The organism is Agrobacterium tumefaciens, from assembly GCA_025560025.1.
GTDB lineage: Bacteria > Pseudomonadota > Alphaproteobacteria > Rhizobiales > Rhizobiaceae > Agrobacterium.
Genome location: CP048486.1, coordinates 1,980,493 through 1,995,720, shown reverse-complemented (window position 1 = coordinate 1,995,720; position 15,228 = coordinate 1,980,493). Strand labels below are relative to the sequence as shown.

General features: G+C 60.4%; 14 protein-coding genes. 4 read left to right on the top strand and 10 right to left on the bottom strand.

The window, feature by feature from the left end; genetic code table 11:
* Positions 1 to 62 precede the first annotated feature (62 nt).
* Together FY152_23025 and FY152_23020 are read left to right on the top strand one after the other, a co-directional pair.
* Positions 63 to 1,265 carry an MFS transporter gene (locus FY152_23025; protein ID UXS34965.1) on the top strand — a complete coding sequence of 401 codons (1,203 nt, stop codon included), beginning with the start codon at positions 63 to 65 and terminating at the stop codon, positions 1,263 to 1,265.
* An 85-nt stretch (positions 1,266 to 1,350) separates the two neighbouring features.
* A complete protein-coding gene (locus FY152_23020) occupies positions 1,351 to 2,247 on the top strand; it encodes a LysR family transcriptional regulator (GenBank protein UXS34964.1) in 897 nt (298 codons plus the stop codon).
* Positions 2,248 to 2,271: 24 nt separating this feature from the next.
* Here the strand turns inward: FY152_23020 and FY152_23015 are convergent, their stop codons facing one another.
* The 10 genes from FY152_23015 to FY152_22970 form a co-directional block, all read right to left on the bottom strand.
* Positions 2,272 to 3,552: a TRAP transporter large permease gene (locus FY152_23015; GenBank protein UXS34963.1), complete on the bottom strand. Its 1,281-nt coding sequence runs from the start codon at positions 3,550 to 3,552 to the stop codon at positions 2,272 to 2,274.
* Positions 3,553 to 3,555: 3 nt separating this feature from the next.
* Positions 3,556 to 4,107, bottom strand: a complete 552-nt coding sequence (locus FY152_23010; GenBank protein ID UXS34962.1) for a TRAP transporter small permease — start codon at positions 4,105 to 4,107, stop codon at positions 3,556 to 3,558.
* Positions 4,108 to 4,236: 129 nt separating this feature from the next.
* Complete coding sequence (locus tag FY152_23005) at positions 4,237 to 5,232, bottom strand: DctP family TRAP transporter solute-binding subunit (protein ID UXS34961.1); 996 nt, start codon at positions 5,230 to 5,232, stop codon at positions 4,237 to 4,239.
* A 22-nt stretch (positions 5,233 to 5,254) separates the two neighbouring features.
* On the bottom strand, positions 5,255 to 6,157 hold the full coding sequence (locus FY152_23000; GenBank protein ID UXS34960.1) for an NAD(P)-dependent oxidoreductase: 903 nt from the start codon (positions 6,155 to 6,157) through the stop codon (positions 5,255 to 5,257).
* Positions 6,158 to 6,169: 12 nt separating this feature from the next.
* Positions 6,170 to 6,472 carry an antibiotic biosynthesis monooxygenase gene (locus FY152_22995; GenBank protein UXS34959.1) on the bottom strand — a complete coding sequence of 101 codons (303 nt, stop codon included), beginning with the start codon at positions 6,470 to 6,472 and terminating at the stop codon, positions 6,170 to 6,172.
* Positions 6,473 to 6,489: 17 nt separating this feature from the next.
* Positions 6,490 to 7,848, bottom strand: coding sequence for a flagellar biosynthesis protein FlgA (locus FY152_22990; GenBank protein ID UXS34958.1), 1,359 nt, complete (start codon positions 7,846 to 7,848; stop codon positions 6,490 to 6,492).
* A 262-nt stretch (positions 7,849 to 8,110) separates the two neighbouring features.
* Positions 8,111 to 9,124 (bottom strand): LacI family transcriptional regulator, encoded by a 1,014-nt coding sequence (locus tag FY152_22985; protein UXS35165.1) that lies wholly within the window; start codon positions 9,122 to 9,124, stop codon positions 8,111 to 8,113.
* Between the two features lie 116 nt (positions 9,125 to 9,240).
* The gene (locus FY152_22980) at positions 9,241 to 10,251 is read right to left on the bottom strand and encodes a D-altritol 5-dehydrogenase (GenBank protein ID UXS34957.1); all 1,011 of its coding nucleotides are present in this window, start codon (positions 10,249 to 10,251) and stop codon (positions 9,241 to 9,243) included.
* Between the two features lie 16 nt (positions 10,252 to 10,267).
* On the bottom strand, positions 10,268 to 11,038 hold the full coding sequence (locus FY152_22975; GenBank protein ID UXS34956.1) for a galactitol 2-dehydrogenase: 771 nt from the start codon (positions 11,036 to 11,038) through the stop codon (positions 10,268 to 10,270).
* A gap of 261 nt (positions 11,039 to 11,299) precedes the next feature.
* Entirely contained in the window at positions 11,300 to 12,613 is a 1,314-nt protein-coding gene (locus FY152_22970) for a sugar ABC transporter substrate-binding protein (protein ID UXS34955.1), read from the bottom strand.
* Positions 12,614 to 12,912: 299 nt separating this feature from the next.
* Here FY152_22970 and FY152_22965 point away from each other — a divergent pair, with 299 nt between their 5' ends.
* Entirely contained in the window at positions 12,913 to 13,920 is a 1,008-nt protein-coding gene (locus FY152_22965) for a sugar kinase (protein ID UXS34954.1), read from the top strand.
* A complete protein-coding gene (locus tag FY152_22960) occupies positions 13,917 to 15,194 on the top strand; it encodes a D-tagatose-bisphosphate aldolase, class II, non-catalytic subunit (protein UXS34953.1) in 1,278 nt (425 codons plus the stop codon). The genes FY152_22965 and FY152_22960 overlap by 4 nt, the downstream gene beginning before the upstream one ends.
* Positions 15,195 to 15,228 lie beyond the last annotated feature (34 nt).

Here is a 15,228-nt window from a genome sequence, read left to right as displayed (position 1 = left end):
AAAGCGGGAAGAAATAAAGACATGTTTCCCGTCTTCCGCCGGGAACCGAAGAGGACTTCATCATGGCCACTGTTACCAGCGCCAGCAACAGCTTCAATCCGCAACGCACGGCGTTTTCGATCATCGCAGCCGCCAGCTTCTGCCACATGCTGAACGACATTATGCAATCGCTGCTGACGTCGCTTTATCCGCTGCTGAAGGCGAATTACGCGCTCGATTTCATGCAGATCGGCCTGCTTACCTTCGCCTTTCAGGTCACCGCATCGCTGCTGCAGCCGGTCGTCGGCATGGTGACGGATCGCTGGCCGATGCCGTTTTCCCTGCCCGTCGCCATGCTGTCCACCTGCGCCGGCCTCATCACGCTTGCTTTTGCCCATAGTTTCGAGGTTCTGGTGATCGGCGCCTGCCTCATCGGCATCGGTTCGGCGATCTTCCATCCGGAAGCCTCGCGCGTGGCGCGTCTCGCATCCGGCGGCCGCCATGGTCTGGCCCAGTCATTCTTCCAGGTGGGCGGCAATACCGGCACGGCCATCGGCCCGCTGCTCGCCGCCTTCATCGTCATCCCGCTCGGCCAGTCCAGCCTCAGCTGGTTCTCGCTGATCGCGCTCCTCGGCTTCGGCGTGCTGTCATGGGTTGGCGTCTGGTACACCCGCCACCGCCGCGCAACCGTCGGCAAGGCCCCGGCCAGCCGCACCCTTCCCCTTGCCCGTGGCACGGTGATCATGACGCTTCTGGTGCTGGTGGTTCTGACCGCCACCAAGAATGCCTATCTCGCCAGCCTGTCCAGCTACTTCACCTTCTACACCATCGACAAGTTCGGTCTTGGTGTTCAGGACGCGCAGGTTCTGCTGTTCCTCTTCCTCGGCGCTTCGGCACTGGGCGTATTCTTCGGCGGCCCGATCGGCGACCGTTTCGGCTCGCGCGTCGTCATCTGGTTCTCGATCCTCGGCGTCATTCCCTTCGCGCTGCTGCTGCCCTATGCGAACCTGTTCTGGACGGCCATTCTCGTCGTCGTCATCGGATTCGTGTTCTCCTCCGCCTTCTCGGCAATCGTCGTGTTCGCGCAGGAACTGGTGCCTGGCCGCGTCGGCCTCATCGCCGGCATGTTCTTCGGTTTCGCCTTCGGTTTCGGCGGCATCGGCGCTGCGGTTCTGGGTGTTTATGCGGATAAGGAAGGCATCGAATTCGTCTACCGCATCTGCTCCTACATGCCGCTGCTCGGCCTGCTCACGGTGTTCCTGCCGAAACTGCCGAGCCACCGCTAAAAGCCTCGCGCTCAACGCTTTTCAACACGGCGGTCACCTGTGATACTCAGGTGACCGCCGTATTCCGTTGAGCAAAGCCCTACCCATGCAGATCCCGATAAAATCGATCCTCGTTTTCCACGCCGCGGCAAGGGCGGGCAGCATTTCCCGGGCGGCGGAGGAACTGAGCGTCACACCATCGGCCGTTTCCCAGCAGATCCAGCTGCTGGAAGGCCAGCTCGGCACGACCCTGATGGCGCGAACCGGCCGCAAGGTGACATTAACGGAAGCCGGCGAGCGCTATTTCTCGATGATCACCGCCCAGATCGAGCAGATAGCAGACGCCACCGACAGTATTCGCGGCTTCCGCTCGGTCACCACGCTGACGATCCGGGCGACGCCGACCATCTCCAACAAATGGCTGCTGCCGCGTCTCGGCTCGTTTCTGGAGGAACACCCGGAACTGGAAGTGCGCCTCGATGGCACCAACGAGCCCACCGATTTTTCGCAGGAGCTTGTCGATATAGAGCTGCGCCATGGCGATGGCCGCTGGCCGGGCCTCTTCGTGGAAGGGCTGGTGGAGGAGGAGTTCCTGCCGGTCTGTTCGCCGAATTATCAGGGTGCCGGTAAATTTCTGCCCGAGGAATTGCAGAACCAGCGGCTGATCCATTCGGTCAAGGCGCAGGCGCAATGGAACCACTGGTTCCCTCTGGCCGGTGTCACAGCAGAAAAGCGCTGGCGGCGGGTCCTGTTCGACCGCAGCCACATGGCCATCGATGCCGCCGTTCTCGGCATTGGCGTGGCGCTGGAAAGCACCTTGATGATGGAGCGGGAGCTGCAGGACAAGATGCTGGTGCCGGCCGTGACGGACGCGCCGCGCATCAAGCTCGTCACCCAATGGATCGTCTGCCCGCATTCCCATCTGCGGCAGAGAAAGGTGACGCTGTTTCTGGAGTGGATGCGAAAACAACGCGACGAGTGGCGTGCCCGTCGAGTTGTCTGATGTTTCAGGCAATCCGTTTTCGCGTCAATAAAGCCCCATCAGCCTGATTGGCCCGAGCGTCAGCACCGGGAAAAGCACCAGCGCGAAGATGGCGAGTGTCAGCACCGTCATCGGCGCCAGCGAACCGCGAATGACATCCTCGATCTTCATATTCGCCACCTGTGCTGCGGCAAACAGGCAGACCCCCACCGGCGGCGTCACCAGCCCGAGTGTCAGCGTCATGACAGTCACGATCAGGAAATGGATCGGATCGATGCCCAGCGCCTCCACCGGCGGCATCAGCACCGGAATGAGGATGAACATCGCAGGGATCGCTTCCATGAAGATGCCGATGATGAGCAGGAACACGAAGATGACGAGCATGCCGGTCATGGGGCCGAGGTTCATGGCCTTCAAAAGCTCGGCCACCTGTTCGGGCAGACCATCGAAGGTGAAGACCCAGGCGGCGAGCTGCGAGGTGGCGGCGATGAACAGGATGGTGCCGGAAATGCGCGCGGTCGAGATCAATATTTCCGGCAGTTCGCGTACCGGCAGAGTGCGGTAAACGATGACGCCGAGCACCGCTACGTAAACCACCGCGATGGCTGCGGCTTCCGTTGGCGTGAACAGGCCGCTGGCAATGCCGATGATGAGGATCAGCGGTGTCAGCATCGGCAGGATGGCGCGCAGACCCGTGACGACCACCAGACGGAAATTGAACGGTGTCGGCGGATTGTAACCGTAATGCACCGAATAGAAGTGGTTGAAGACGAGGAAGGCAAAGGCGATGAAGAGGCCGGGCACCAGACCCGCGATCAGCAGCGTGCCGATCGACACGTTGGCGATGGAACCGGCAATCACGATCAGGATCGACGGCGGAATGATCGAGGAGAGCGTGGAGGTGCAAAGCGTCATGCCGACGGCATAACCCTTCGGAAAACCGTGGCGCTCCATGGCCTTGATCTCGATGGCGCCGACCGAGGCGATATCGGCGACGGAGGAGCCGGAGACACCGGAAAAGATCACCGACGAGATGACATTGACGTGGCCAAGCCCGCCGGGAAGCCAGCCGACCATGGCCTCGGCGAAATCGAAGATCCGCTCCGCCACCCGCCCCCGCTCCATGACCGTGCCGACCAGAATGAACAGCGGCACGGCGACAAGAAGAAAGGAGTTCATCGACGAGAACATCGTCTGCGACAGCAGGTCCATGGGCATGGAGGTGAAGAGCCACAGCGTGCCGACACTGGCGAGCGCCAGCGCAATGGCAAGCGGCACGCCAAGCATGCTGAGACCGAAAAAGGCGATGAGAAGAAAGACCGACATGGCTCAATGTCCTGCTGAAATGGAGATATCGGCATGGGCGATCTCGTCCGCCGGCAGGCCAAGCTCGGGAAGCGCGATGAGCTCCCGGCGGCTGCGCAGCGATTCGATGATGGCCAGCACGGCGATGATGGCGGAAACCGGCAACACAATGCCGATGGTCCACATGGGGATCGGCAGCGTGGCGGCGGTCTCATTCATCATGATCTGCTGGCGCACCAGGGTCAGACCCGTCCAGCCCATCATGCCGAAAAAGAACACCGAGGAACCGACATAGATCGGCACCGCCAGCCGCCGGAAGAAGCGGTGAAACAGCACCAGAAACACCACGACACGGGCGCTTTCAACGGTGCGGAAGCCCGCGGCGAGGCCGAGAAACACCATCCAGATAAAGAGGAAACGCGTCGCCTCCTCGGTCCAGGGAAGCGGGCTGCCGGCAAGGCGGCCGATGACCTGAAGAAGAACGACGATGAGAATGCCGGCACAGGCTGCCCCTGCGGCCACATCGGCGATGAGTTTAACGATGGTGCCGAGCACCGAAGGTTTCGTATCGTTCATGACAATACCCTTCCACTGCTGAAACCGGATATCCGGTAAAACGAATGCCACCCTGCCCTAACGGCAAGATAACCTTGCCTGACGTTGGGGAAGGCCGGATAAAAATCCGGCCTTCCCTTTGCGAAAACGTCAGTTCGTCTTGAGAAAAGCCTGCGTCTTGTCGAAGAAAGCCTGATCTTTCACCAGCGCGGAGAACTTCGCCGAAAGGCCGGCCGCCACCGCCACGAAAGCCTTGCGTTCGTCGTCGGTCAGCGTGTTCACCTCCATGCCGTTCTTCTTCAGCGTTTCGAGCGACTTGTCGATATCGGCAGCGTCGTTCTGCGCCTTCCAGGCTTCGGTCTCGGTGGCTGCTTCCTTCAGCGCGGTCTTGAAGTTCTCATCGAGACCTTCGAAGCGGGTCGGGTTCATGCCCAGCACCCAGGCGTCAGCAATGTGATTGCTGATCGTCAGATACTTCTGCACTTCGTAAAGCTTGGCGCTAACCGGCACGTTGACCGGATTTTCCTGTCCGTCGACGACCTTGAGCTGGAGAGCATTATAGACCTCGGCAAAGGCCATCGGCGTCGGAGCCGCACCCATGGCGCCGAAGAATTCGACCCAGAGCGGATTGTTCGGCACGCGCAGCTTCATGCCCTTAAGATCGGCCGGCGACTTGATCGGCGCCTTCGAATTGGTGATCTGGCGCAGCGGCCGCGACCAGAGATCGAGCCCGAGAATGCCGATCTTGCTCAGATCGCCTGACAGTTCCTTGCCGAGATCGCTGTCGAGATAGACCCGGAGCTGGTCGATATCACGGAACTGGTAGGGAATGGCGATGGCCGTGAACTTGGGATTGAAGGTCGCGTAAAGCGAGGTCGAATTCAAAAGCATGTCCAGCGAACCGCCGGCCAGCTGCTTGACGCCCGCCGAAGGGTCGCCGCCATACAGCGTGCCGTTCGGGAATACCTTGATCTTGAGTTTGCCGTCGGTCTTTTTCGAAACGATCTCGGCAAATTTGTTGGCGGCGAGCGTGATTTCGGAATTGTCGGCATCCGGCGTCGAAAGCGTCAGCGTTTCGGCCTGCGCGATGGATGCGACCAGCATGGTGGCGGCGAGAGCCAGCCCGTAAAGTTTCGAAATTTTCATGTGTTCCTCCCTTTGTTGTATCTCAAACAGTTTCGAGCGTTCCTCCGAACGCATTCATGCGCTTAATTTCAAGGATCACACCGCTGTGATCAAGCTCACCCGCGCCATGCTCGACCATGGAGCGGAACAGCCGGTCAACCTCCTCGCCGACCGGTAGTCTGAGGCCCCGGCTTCTGGCGAAGGCCAGCGCCGTGGACGTATCCTTCACCTGATATTTCGCCGGCCCGCCGGGACGGAAATCGCCTTCCACCATGCGTTTTCCGTGCTGACGGAAGACGGTGGAATCGGCAAAGCCGCCAAGCAGGGCGTGGCGCACCTGCGCCGGGTCCGCTCCCCCCTCTTCCACGAGGGTCAGAGCTTCGGCGACGGCGCATATTGTCGAGGCGACGATCAGCTGGTTGGCGAGCTTGGCCAGACAACCGCAGCCCACCGGACCGACATGGGTGACGCGGCCGAGGCAATTGAGGAGTGGCCGCAGCGCATCCACATCCTGCTGTTCGCCGCCGGCCATGATGGCGAGCGTTCCTTCGATAGCTCCCTTTTCGCCGCCGGATACGGGCGCATCGACATATCTGACCCCGCATGCCCTGGCTGTCTCCGCCTGTTCCATTGCGGTCTCGACGGGAATGGAACTCATGACCAGCAGCACCGCGCCGGGCTTCATGGCTGAAACGACACCCGATGGGCCGAGCAGAACCTCGTTGCAGACCGGCCCGGAACTCAGCATGCAGAGCACGGCATCCGCTTCAGACGCGGCCTCGGCTGCCGTTGCCGCCGCCAGCACGCCCTTGTCAGCCAGAACCGCAGCTTTTTCAGCGCTGCGGTTCCAGACCTTGACGGAAAATCCGGCCTCCGCCAGACGCCCCGCCATGGGGGCGCCCATGATACCCGTTCCGATAACGGCGATCCGGCGAATATCTGCCATCATTTCCATCCTTCAGAGCCATTGCCGGTTCAGGAAACGCACCGGCAGTTCTTCTTCGATAAGGGCGGGAAATGCTTCCCGAAACCGGTCGAGATGCGGTGTTTTGAGATGATCGTCGAAAGCCTGCCTGTCGTCATAGACCTCGTAAAACACCACATTGTTCCCCGTTTCCGGCCGCACCACGTCGAATTGCCGGCAGCCCGGTTCATCCTGAACCGAATGCTTGGCGTCATCGCGCGCGGCGTCGAGAAAGGCATCCATCGCGTCAGGCTTCACCCGAAATTCCGCGATCACCACGAAAGCTCCATTCGACATGTCCCGTTCTCCGTCCATTACGCGGCTGCGTCTTTTTGCGGACGGAAGCGGTTTTCCATGTCCTGACGCAGCTTCACGACATCGAGGTCGTTCACCAGTTCCACATCGTCGAAGCTGACGATCTGGTCCTTCTTGATGGCGCGCTTCAGCTTGACATTATGGGCAAGGCCGATCGGCAGCGCCTTCATATCAAGGCTGCGGGTGGCCGGAATGGCGTTTGCCCAGACCGCGTAACCGCCCTCGCCGTCCAGCATCTCGCCCGGCTGCATGTCCTTCTTCGCCGTGGCGACGGCATCGCCGCGAAATTCTTTCGAGCAACCGGTCGCCTCATTGCGCAGCACGGCGGAAAGCACGCTGATCGAGGTTTCGAGGCCGATGATGTGGAACGGACGCCACATGGAGGCGTACCAGCCGGAGGGGTCGGTCAGCAGGCCATATTGCTTGAAGCAGGCCCGGGCATATTCATTATGCGCCTTGAAGGTGACGAAAACACCGTAACGGATGTTGTTGAACACCTCGCGTCCATCCGGCTCCTGGCTTGCGGCAATATCGACCAGACCGGAGCGCGACATACGGCCGCCATCGGCAGCCGGGCGGAAGACACGGGCGAGATCGTGCAGGCCGGCCGGCGGGAAGGCCAGACCGTCATCCGGGCAATCCAGTCCCGTGCCGTTGGCGACGGCCGCCATTTCGATGGCCGCCTTGGTGCCGTCGGTGAAGGAATTGTACATTTTCGGATTGAAGTCGCCCTTGGCCACTTCCTCGTCCGTCCAGCCGAAATAACCCCAGACCGTGTCCGGCGTCGAATAACGGTAACGCGGCTCGAAATTCATGCCCTTGCCGGCGGAAACGACCTCGAAGCCGGTGGCGCGCGCCCAGTCCACCAGCTCGCAGATCAGCGCCGGCTGGTCGCCGTAAGCCATGGAATAGATCAGGCCCTTGGCCCGCGCCTTTTCAGCAAGGATCGGCCCGACCATCACATCGGCTTCGACATTGACCATGACGACGTGCTTGTTGTGCTCGATGGCGCCCAGTGCATGGCGCGCGCCGGCCAGCGGATGGCCGGTCGCTTCGATCACGCATTCGATCTCGTCGCAGGCGAAAAGCTCGTTCACATCGTCGGTCACATAGGTCTTGCCGCTCTTCAGCGCATCGGCGCAGCTCGTCGCGTCGTAACGCTCCTTCGGCCAGCCGACGCGGTCAAACGATTCCCTTGCCTTGCCGACATTGAGGTCTGCTACGGCGACCATGTGGAAACCGGCGATGCGCTGCGCCTGCGCCAGCACCATGGAGCCGAACTTGCCGGCACCGATGAGACCAACCCGCACAGGTTTGCCACCGGCTGCACGCGCTGACAGAAGAGAATAGAGATTCATGTTTTGACATCCTTCGCTGGGGAAATTGCTGGCGAGAATGTCCAGTCAGCCCGGCGAAGGCCATGCGACACCGAGGCAGCGAAGGCTTATCCCTCGCGGCACGGACGGCATGACGATCCAACGTTCCTCCCGGATACCGGCACGCCTTTGCGCCGGCTCTCGCGGTCGCCTCCCAAAGCAACCTTGAAAACAGAGTAGGAGCGTTCAAATATTAGTTCTATTTAGAAAATCAGATTTTTTGTTTAGCTTATCTAACAAATCATCAGGCCGATTTGCGCAACATCAGATCGGCGCTGAGAAGGATGCGCTCGCGCATCCGCGTCGTGTCATCCGCCTCCTCGTCCAGCTTCTGCAACAGAAGCTCGATCGACAGCCTGCCGATCTCGTTATAGTTCTGCGCCACCGTGGTAATCGGCGGGCAGGCGTAACGCGACAGCGGATGATCGTCATGGCCGGCGACCCTGAGGTCGTAATCCGCACCATGGCCGACCCTGATGCCCTTCTGGAAGGCGGCGGCGATGACACCGAAGGCGATACGATCATTGGCGCACAGAATGGTGCGCGAGGGCATAGACCCCGCCCCTTCCAGCAACCGGCCCGCCTCATCGAAAGCGAAACGCTCGAAATCCCAGGTGACAATATCCGGAACGTTGATCACCTGCGGCTCGAAACCAAGGCGCCGCATGGCCTCCTCATAAGCGGTGCGGCGGGTGGCGGCATTGGTATTGACCTGCGGCATGTCGAAGAAACAGGGCGGCTCGCCCGAGCGGCAGAGATAATCCACCATCAGCCCGACGCTCTGCCGGTTGTCGGTGCCAACAAAGGCCGAGGTCTCGTCGAGCGGCGAATCGACATAAACGATCGGAATGCTGGCCGCGAGCTGCTCCAGCGTGGCACGATGGGATTTGACGCCGAGAGGCGCGATGATCGCGCCCGCGACATTCATCGACTTGAAGGTGCGGATGGCGCGGTCTTCGATTTCCGCCTTGCCATCCGATGACAGCACGAAGGCAAGGAACCCCGCCTCGTTGGCGATGAGCTCGATGCGACTCGTCAGCGCCATATAGAATGGATCGGTGGAATTCGGGATGATGATGCCGATGATATTGGAACGGCGGCGGTTGAGATTGACGGCGAAAATATTGGGCCGGAAACCCGATTTCTTCAGCGCATCCTCGATGGCGTCCCGGGTCTTCTTGCGGACCGAGGCCGGATCATTGAAGTATTTCGAAACAGTCGGGCGCGAAAGGCCGACGAATTCCGAAAACTCTTCCATCGTCCTGATAGATTTGGCCAAAGTGCTTGCCCCCATGAACTATTACATGTGGTACTTTATATCGACCGGCCTTCGCACGAAAAGCCGGTCGACTGCGGTTATCAACCACCAAACGATCATTCGGCTGCAAATTGCACTTTCATGGTGGCCGGATCGGATGGTTTCTTCGTAAAGAACGGCAGCATTTCCGAAAGCGGCAGCCGGTGCGACACGAGCCGCGCCATGACATCGCCATCCGTTTCCAGAATGGCGAGCGCCTGCGGTATGTTGCGGTTCAGCGAATGCGAACCGACAAGCTTGAGTTGACGCCTGAAGATTTCGAAGGGCGCAACCGAAATGCGGGCATCCGGCGCGCAGACGCCGAAGAACAGCGCCGTGCCACCATCGGCAACCAGCGGGATCATCGCTTCCGCAACGGGTGCGATACCCGTCGCATCTGCCACGACATCGAAAGACTTCTGTTGCCGCAGCAGCGCTTCCGAACCGGAAACCGCCACTTTAAGCCCGAGACCTTCGGCAAAAGCCAGCCTGCTTTCGTTGATATCGGCAATCGTCACCGTCTCGATGCCGCGCGCTTTCAGCGACAGGGCAAGCAGCAGGCCGATGGGACCGGCGCCAAAAACCAGCGCATTTTCAGCCACCGTTCCGTTCTCGCCGATACCCCCGCTCTGCATGCCGTTGACGACGCAGGCGAGCGGTTCGGCCAGCGCCGCGACGTGATAGGGCATGGAACCGATGCCATGCAGGTGATCGGCGTGTACGACGCTGAATTCCGCGAAACCGCCATTATGGGAAACGCCATAGGCCTTCAGCGTGCTGCAAAGATTGGTCAGCCCCTTCCTGCAACTCGGGCAGGTGCCACACGGCAGATTGGGATCGACCACCACCCGGTCACCTGTCTTTATGCCCGTCACATCGGCGGCCACGGCTGCGACTTCACCGGCATATTCATGCCCCGGAATGACCGGAAAGGCGCCGTCGCCGTAACGCGCGTGGAGCACATCGATATCGGTGTGGCAAAGCCCCGAAGCCTTGACCCGCACGAGCGCGTGGCCCGGCGGCAGATCGGCAACGGGAACTTCCACCAGAACGGCCTGTCCCTTCTCGACGAATTGAATGGCATGCATGGTCATCTCCGGCTTTTCAGCTCATCCAGTTGCCGCCGTCGACATTATATGTCTGGGCGAGAATATAGTCGCTGTCGGAAGAGGCGAGGAAAACCGCCAGCCCCTTGATGTCGTCAGGCGTCGCAAAACGGCCGATCGGCACGGATTTCGCCACTGCCGCCTTCTTCTCTCCCGGCTTCAGGCCTTCCCATTTGGCGAATTCCGCATCGACCACTTCCCAATGCTCACCATCCACCACGCCCGGCGCAATGGCGTTGACATTGATGCCGTGCTTGACGAGCGCCAGCGCCGCCGACTGCGTGGCGGAAATGATCGCCGCCTTGGAAGCGCAATAAAGCGTGACGAGCGCCTCGCCACGACGGCCAGCCTGGCTGGCCATATTGATGATCTTGCCGCCGCGCGCCCGCTCGATCATCACATTGGAAACCGCCTTCATCATGAAAAGCGGTCCCTTGAGATTGATGTCGAAGACCCGCTCATAACTTTGTTCGGTAATGCCATTGATCGGCGCCATGTCGAAGATCGCGGCATTGTTGACGAGAATGTCGATACCGCCGAACTCCTCATCCACCGCCTTCACCACGGCATCGATCTCGGAAAGATCGGTCACATCCAGCTTCACCGCCTTGGCTGCAGGGCCGATGGTGGCAGCAGCGGCTGTCGCGCGGGCAATATCAATATCGGCGATAATCACCTTCGCACCTTCATCGGCAAAAGCCTGCGCGAAACCAAGGCCGATGCCGCGGGCGGCGCCGGTGATCAGCGCGACCTTGTTCTTCAATCTCATGTCGATCTCCGTGATGCATGGTAAGTAATCTGGCCATGCTCGTTTATTGTTAGATGCTTTTCCCACTCGCCTCATTCCTGTGCTTGTCACAGGAATCCAGCCGACGCGCGTCTGCGCGGCGAGAGAGTCCTTCCAGCCCAAAGACTTGGGCTGACTGGATTCCTGTGACAAGTACAGGAATGAGGGAAGAACTGGCCCTCCATCCCCACCCATGCCGCCCGCCACCAAAAGGCGAACGGGCGGCACGCCGGGAGGACGCGGCTACTTGATGTAGCCCGCGCGGGTCATGTCACGTTCGACCTGTTTCTGCGCGCCTTCGAGCGCCGCATCGACGGTCTGCTGGCCGGAAAGGGCGGCTGCGATCTGCTGGCCGACAACCGTACCGATGGACTGGAACTCCGGTATGGCGACGAACTGCACGCCGGTATAGGGCACCGGATCCTTGGTCGGCTTGGACGGATCGGCAGACATGATCGCCTTCAGCACCGTATCCGCGAAAGGCGCCGCCTTCTTGTATTCCGGCAGCTCATAGGTGGATTTGCGCGTGCCCGGCGGCACAGCCACCCAGCCTTCGCTTTCACCAACCGTCTTCACATAGGACTTCGAAGTCGCCCATTTGACGAAGGACTTGGCGGTTTCAAGCTTCTTCGTGCTGTTTGGAATGGCGAGGTTCCAGGACCACGACCAGCTCGAACCGTTCGGCGTTGCCTCCACCGGAGCACGCGTAAACGCGGTCTTGTCGGCAACCTGGCTCTGTTTGGGGTCATAAACGCGGCCCGCCGCCGAGGTGGCGTCGATCCACATGGCGCAACGGCCGGATGAAAACAGCGTCTGGTTTTCGTTGAAGCCGTTGGCGGCCGCACCGGGCGGGCCGTAGGAGGTCATCAGCGCCACATAATCCGCAATCGCCTTTTTCCACGGCTCGCTCGTCAGCTGCGGTTTCCAGTCCATGTCGAACCAGCGGCCGCCATAGGTGTTGATCATGGTGCCGAGGAAGGCCATGTTTTCGCCCCAGCCCGGCTTGCCGCGCAGGCATATGCCATATTGCTGTTTCGACTTGTCGGTCAGCTTGGCGGCGAAATCCTTGATCTGGTCGTAGGTCGGATTGTCCGGCATCTTCAGGCCGGCGGCGTCGAACAGATCCTTGCGGTAAAGCGTGAACGAGCTTTCGGTGTAGAACGGCACGGCGTAAAGCTTGCCGTCCACCGTCAGGCCCTTTTTGATCGGGTCGAGCAGATCGGCATAGTCATAATCGTCGCCGAGATCATCGACGGGCGCCAGCCAGCCCTGCTTGCCCCAGATCGGCGCTTCGTAACCGCCAATGGTCATGATGTCGAACTGGCCGCCATTGGTGGCGATATCGGTGGTGACGCGTTCGCGCAGAACATTCTCTTCCAGCACGATCCAGTTGATCTTGTTGCCTGTTTCCTTCTCCCAAGCGCTGGAAAGCTTCTGCATGATGATCATGTCGCCATTGTTGACGGTGGCGATGTTGATCTCTTCCGCCTGCGCCAGCCCGGCGAGAAGCCCGGCTCCAACCACAGACGACGACAGAATTCCAATGAATTTGCTCATGATACCCGCTCCTCCTTTACGGATGTCCACGCATAACAATACATGCGTAAATTTTTTATCTCGCGAAATTGTATCCATTGTCAACATCCAAAAATAAATCATCGCGCAGCCAAACCGCCTGAAACCTGTATAAATCCTTGTTTACACCAGTATATTCGCCTCATAATTTATTATTTCGCGCATTTTTCTTGCTGCATCGCAGCAGAAATTCCATCCATTAACATATTGACGCGCGTAAACTTTAACTGATATCCGGAAAAGCAGCAGACCAAAAATGCACCTGCCCGGCAGGACGGCACATGCTTATGGAGGAGACGATGAGGCAGGCATCTACACTGGCGCCGCAGACACAGGGCCCGACCATCACGGCCGGCGAAATCCTCGTGGAGATCATGGCGACGACGGTGGGAAATGGCTTTCTCGAGCCGCAAACGCTGATCGGCCCTTTCCCGAGCGGCGCACCGGCCATCTTCATCGATCAGGTGGCGCGGTGCGGCGGAACCGCCGGCATCATTGCCGCAGTCGGTGACGACGATTTCGGCCGCCTCAATGTCGAAAGACTGCGCCGCGACGGCGTCGATGTCTCGGCAATCGCTACTATTCCAGATCGCCCGACCGGCAGCGCCTTCGTGCGCTATCGCGAGAATGGCGCGCGCGACTTCGTTTTCAACATCGCCCATTCGGCGGCCAGCGAAACGCAGATGACCGATGAAGCGCAAGCGCTCATCGAAAAAGCCGGCCATGTGCACGTCATGGGATCGGCCTTCGCGATTGCCGGCATTGGCGACATCATTCTGGCGGCGATCGGACATGTCAGGGCACGTGGCGGTTCGGTGTCTTTCGATCCGAACATCCGCAAGGAACTGGCGCAGGGTGACGAAGGCCGCAGGCTGATCGACGATCTGCTTGCCGTCACCGATCTCCTGCTGCCGTCAGGCGAAGAACTTCAGGCCGCTTCCGGTCTGGACGATGAGGAAGCGGCAATAGAAAAGCTGCTCGCCTCCGGTGTCGGCGAAATCGTGCTGAAACGCGGCGCGAAAGGCGCAAGCCATTTCAGCCGCGCCCATGGGCGCATCGACGCCCCCGGCCTGAAGGTGGAGGAAATCGACCCGACCGGTGCCGGTGACTGTTTCGGCGCAACCTACCTCACCTGCCGCCGCCTCGGCATGCACCCGGCAAAAGCGCTCGCTTACGCCAATGCATCGGGTGCCCACAACGTCATCAGGCGCGGCCCGATGGAGGGCGCTGCCAGCCTTGCCGAACTCGATGCCTTCATGGCCGCGCAATTGTCGGAGGAAGTCCTATGACCGCCATTCTGGAGAATCTCGCCGCCGCCCGCCGCGCCGGCAAACCCGCGGGCATCACGTCCGTCTGTTCGGCCCACCCCGTCGTCCTGCGCGCCGCGATCCGCCGCGCCGCCACCAGCAAGACAGCCGTGCTGATCGAGGCGACCTGCAATCAGGTCAACCATCTCGGCGGTTATACCGGCATGACGCCCCGTGATTTTGTTGCCTTCGTCAACAGCATCGCGGCGGAAGAAGGACTGTCCGGCGAACTCCTGATTTTCGGCGGCGATCATCTCGGCCCCAACCCCTGGCGCAGGGAGAAGGCCGAAGAGGCGCTGACAAAAGCCGCCGCCATGGTCGAAGCCTATGTGGCATCGGGTTTTCGCAAGATTCACCTTGATGCATCGATGGGCTGTGCCGGTGAGCCGGCGGCGCTGGATGACGTCACCATCGCCAACCGCGCCGCCAAACTTGCCGCCGTTGCCGAAAAGGCGGCCACCGATGCCGGCCTGCCCAAACCGCTTTATATTCTCGGCACCGAAGTGCCGGTGCCTGGCGGTGCCGACCATGTGCTCGACACGGTTGCGCCGACGCAGCCGCAGGCGGCGCGCAACACCATCGACCTTCACCGCGAGATATTCGCGCAGCACGGTCTTTCGCAAGCCTTCGAACGGGTGATCGCTTTCGTCGTGCAGCCGGGCGTGGAATTCGGCAGCGACAATGTCGTCGCTTATGATCCGCAGGCCGCGGAAGCGCTGAGCGCCGTTCTGGACGGCGAACCGCAGCTGGTGTTCGAGGCCCATTCCACCGATTACCAGACCGAGCTTGCCCTTGCCGCACTGGTGCGCGACGGATATCCGATCCTCAAAGTCGGTCCGGGCCTCACCTTCGCTTACCGGGAAGCGCTTTATGCGCTTGATATGATCGCATCCGAAATGGTCGGCACCTATGGCGACCGTCCGCTGGCACGGACCATGGAAAAACTGATGTTGAGCGCGCCGGGCGACTGGCAGGGCCATTACCATGGCGACGACATCACGCTGCGATTGCAGCGTCACTATAGTTACAGCGACCGCATCCGCTATTACTGGACGCGGCCGGAAGCGTTGCAGGCCGTTTCCGCCTTGCATAAGGCGCTGGATGGGAAGACAATTCCCGAAACCCTGCTGCGCCAGTATCTCGGAGAATTGCCGCTCGCGACAGTTGCGGGCGAGGACGCGGAAGAGATTTTGATCGCGGCTGTGGATCAGGTTCTGGCGACCTATCACGCGGCGACGGGCGAAGGCCGCCACTGACGGCAATCATAAATCCGGATGCCCCTGCGGCAGA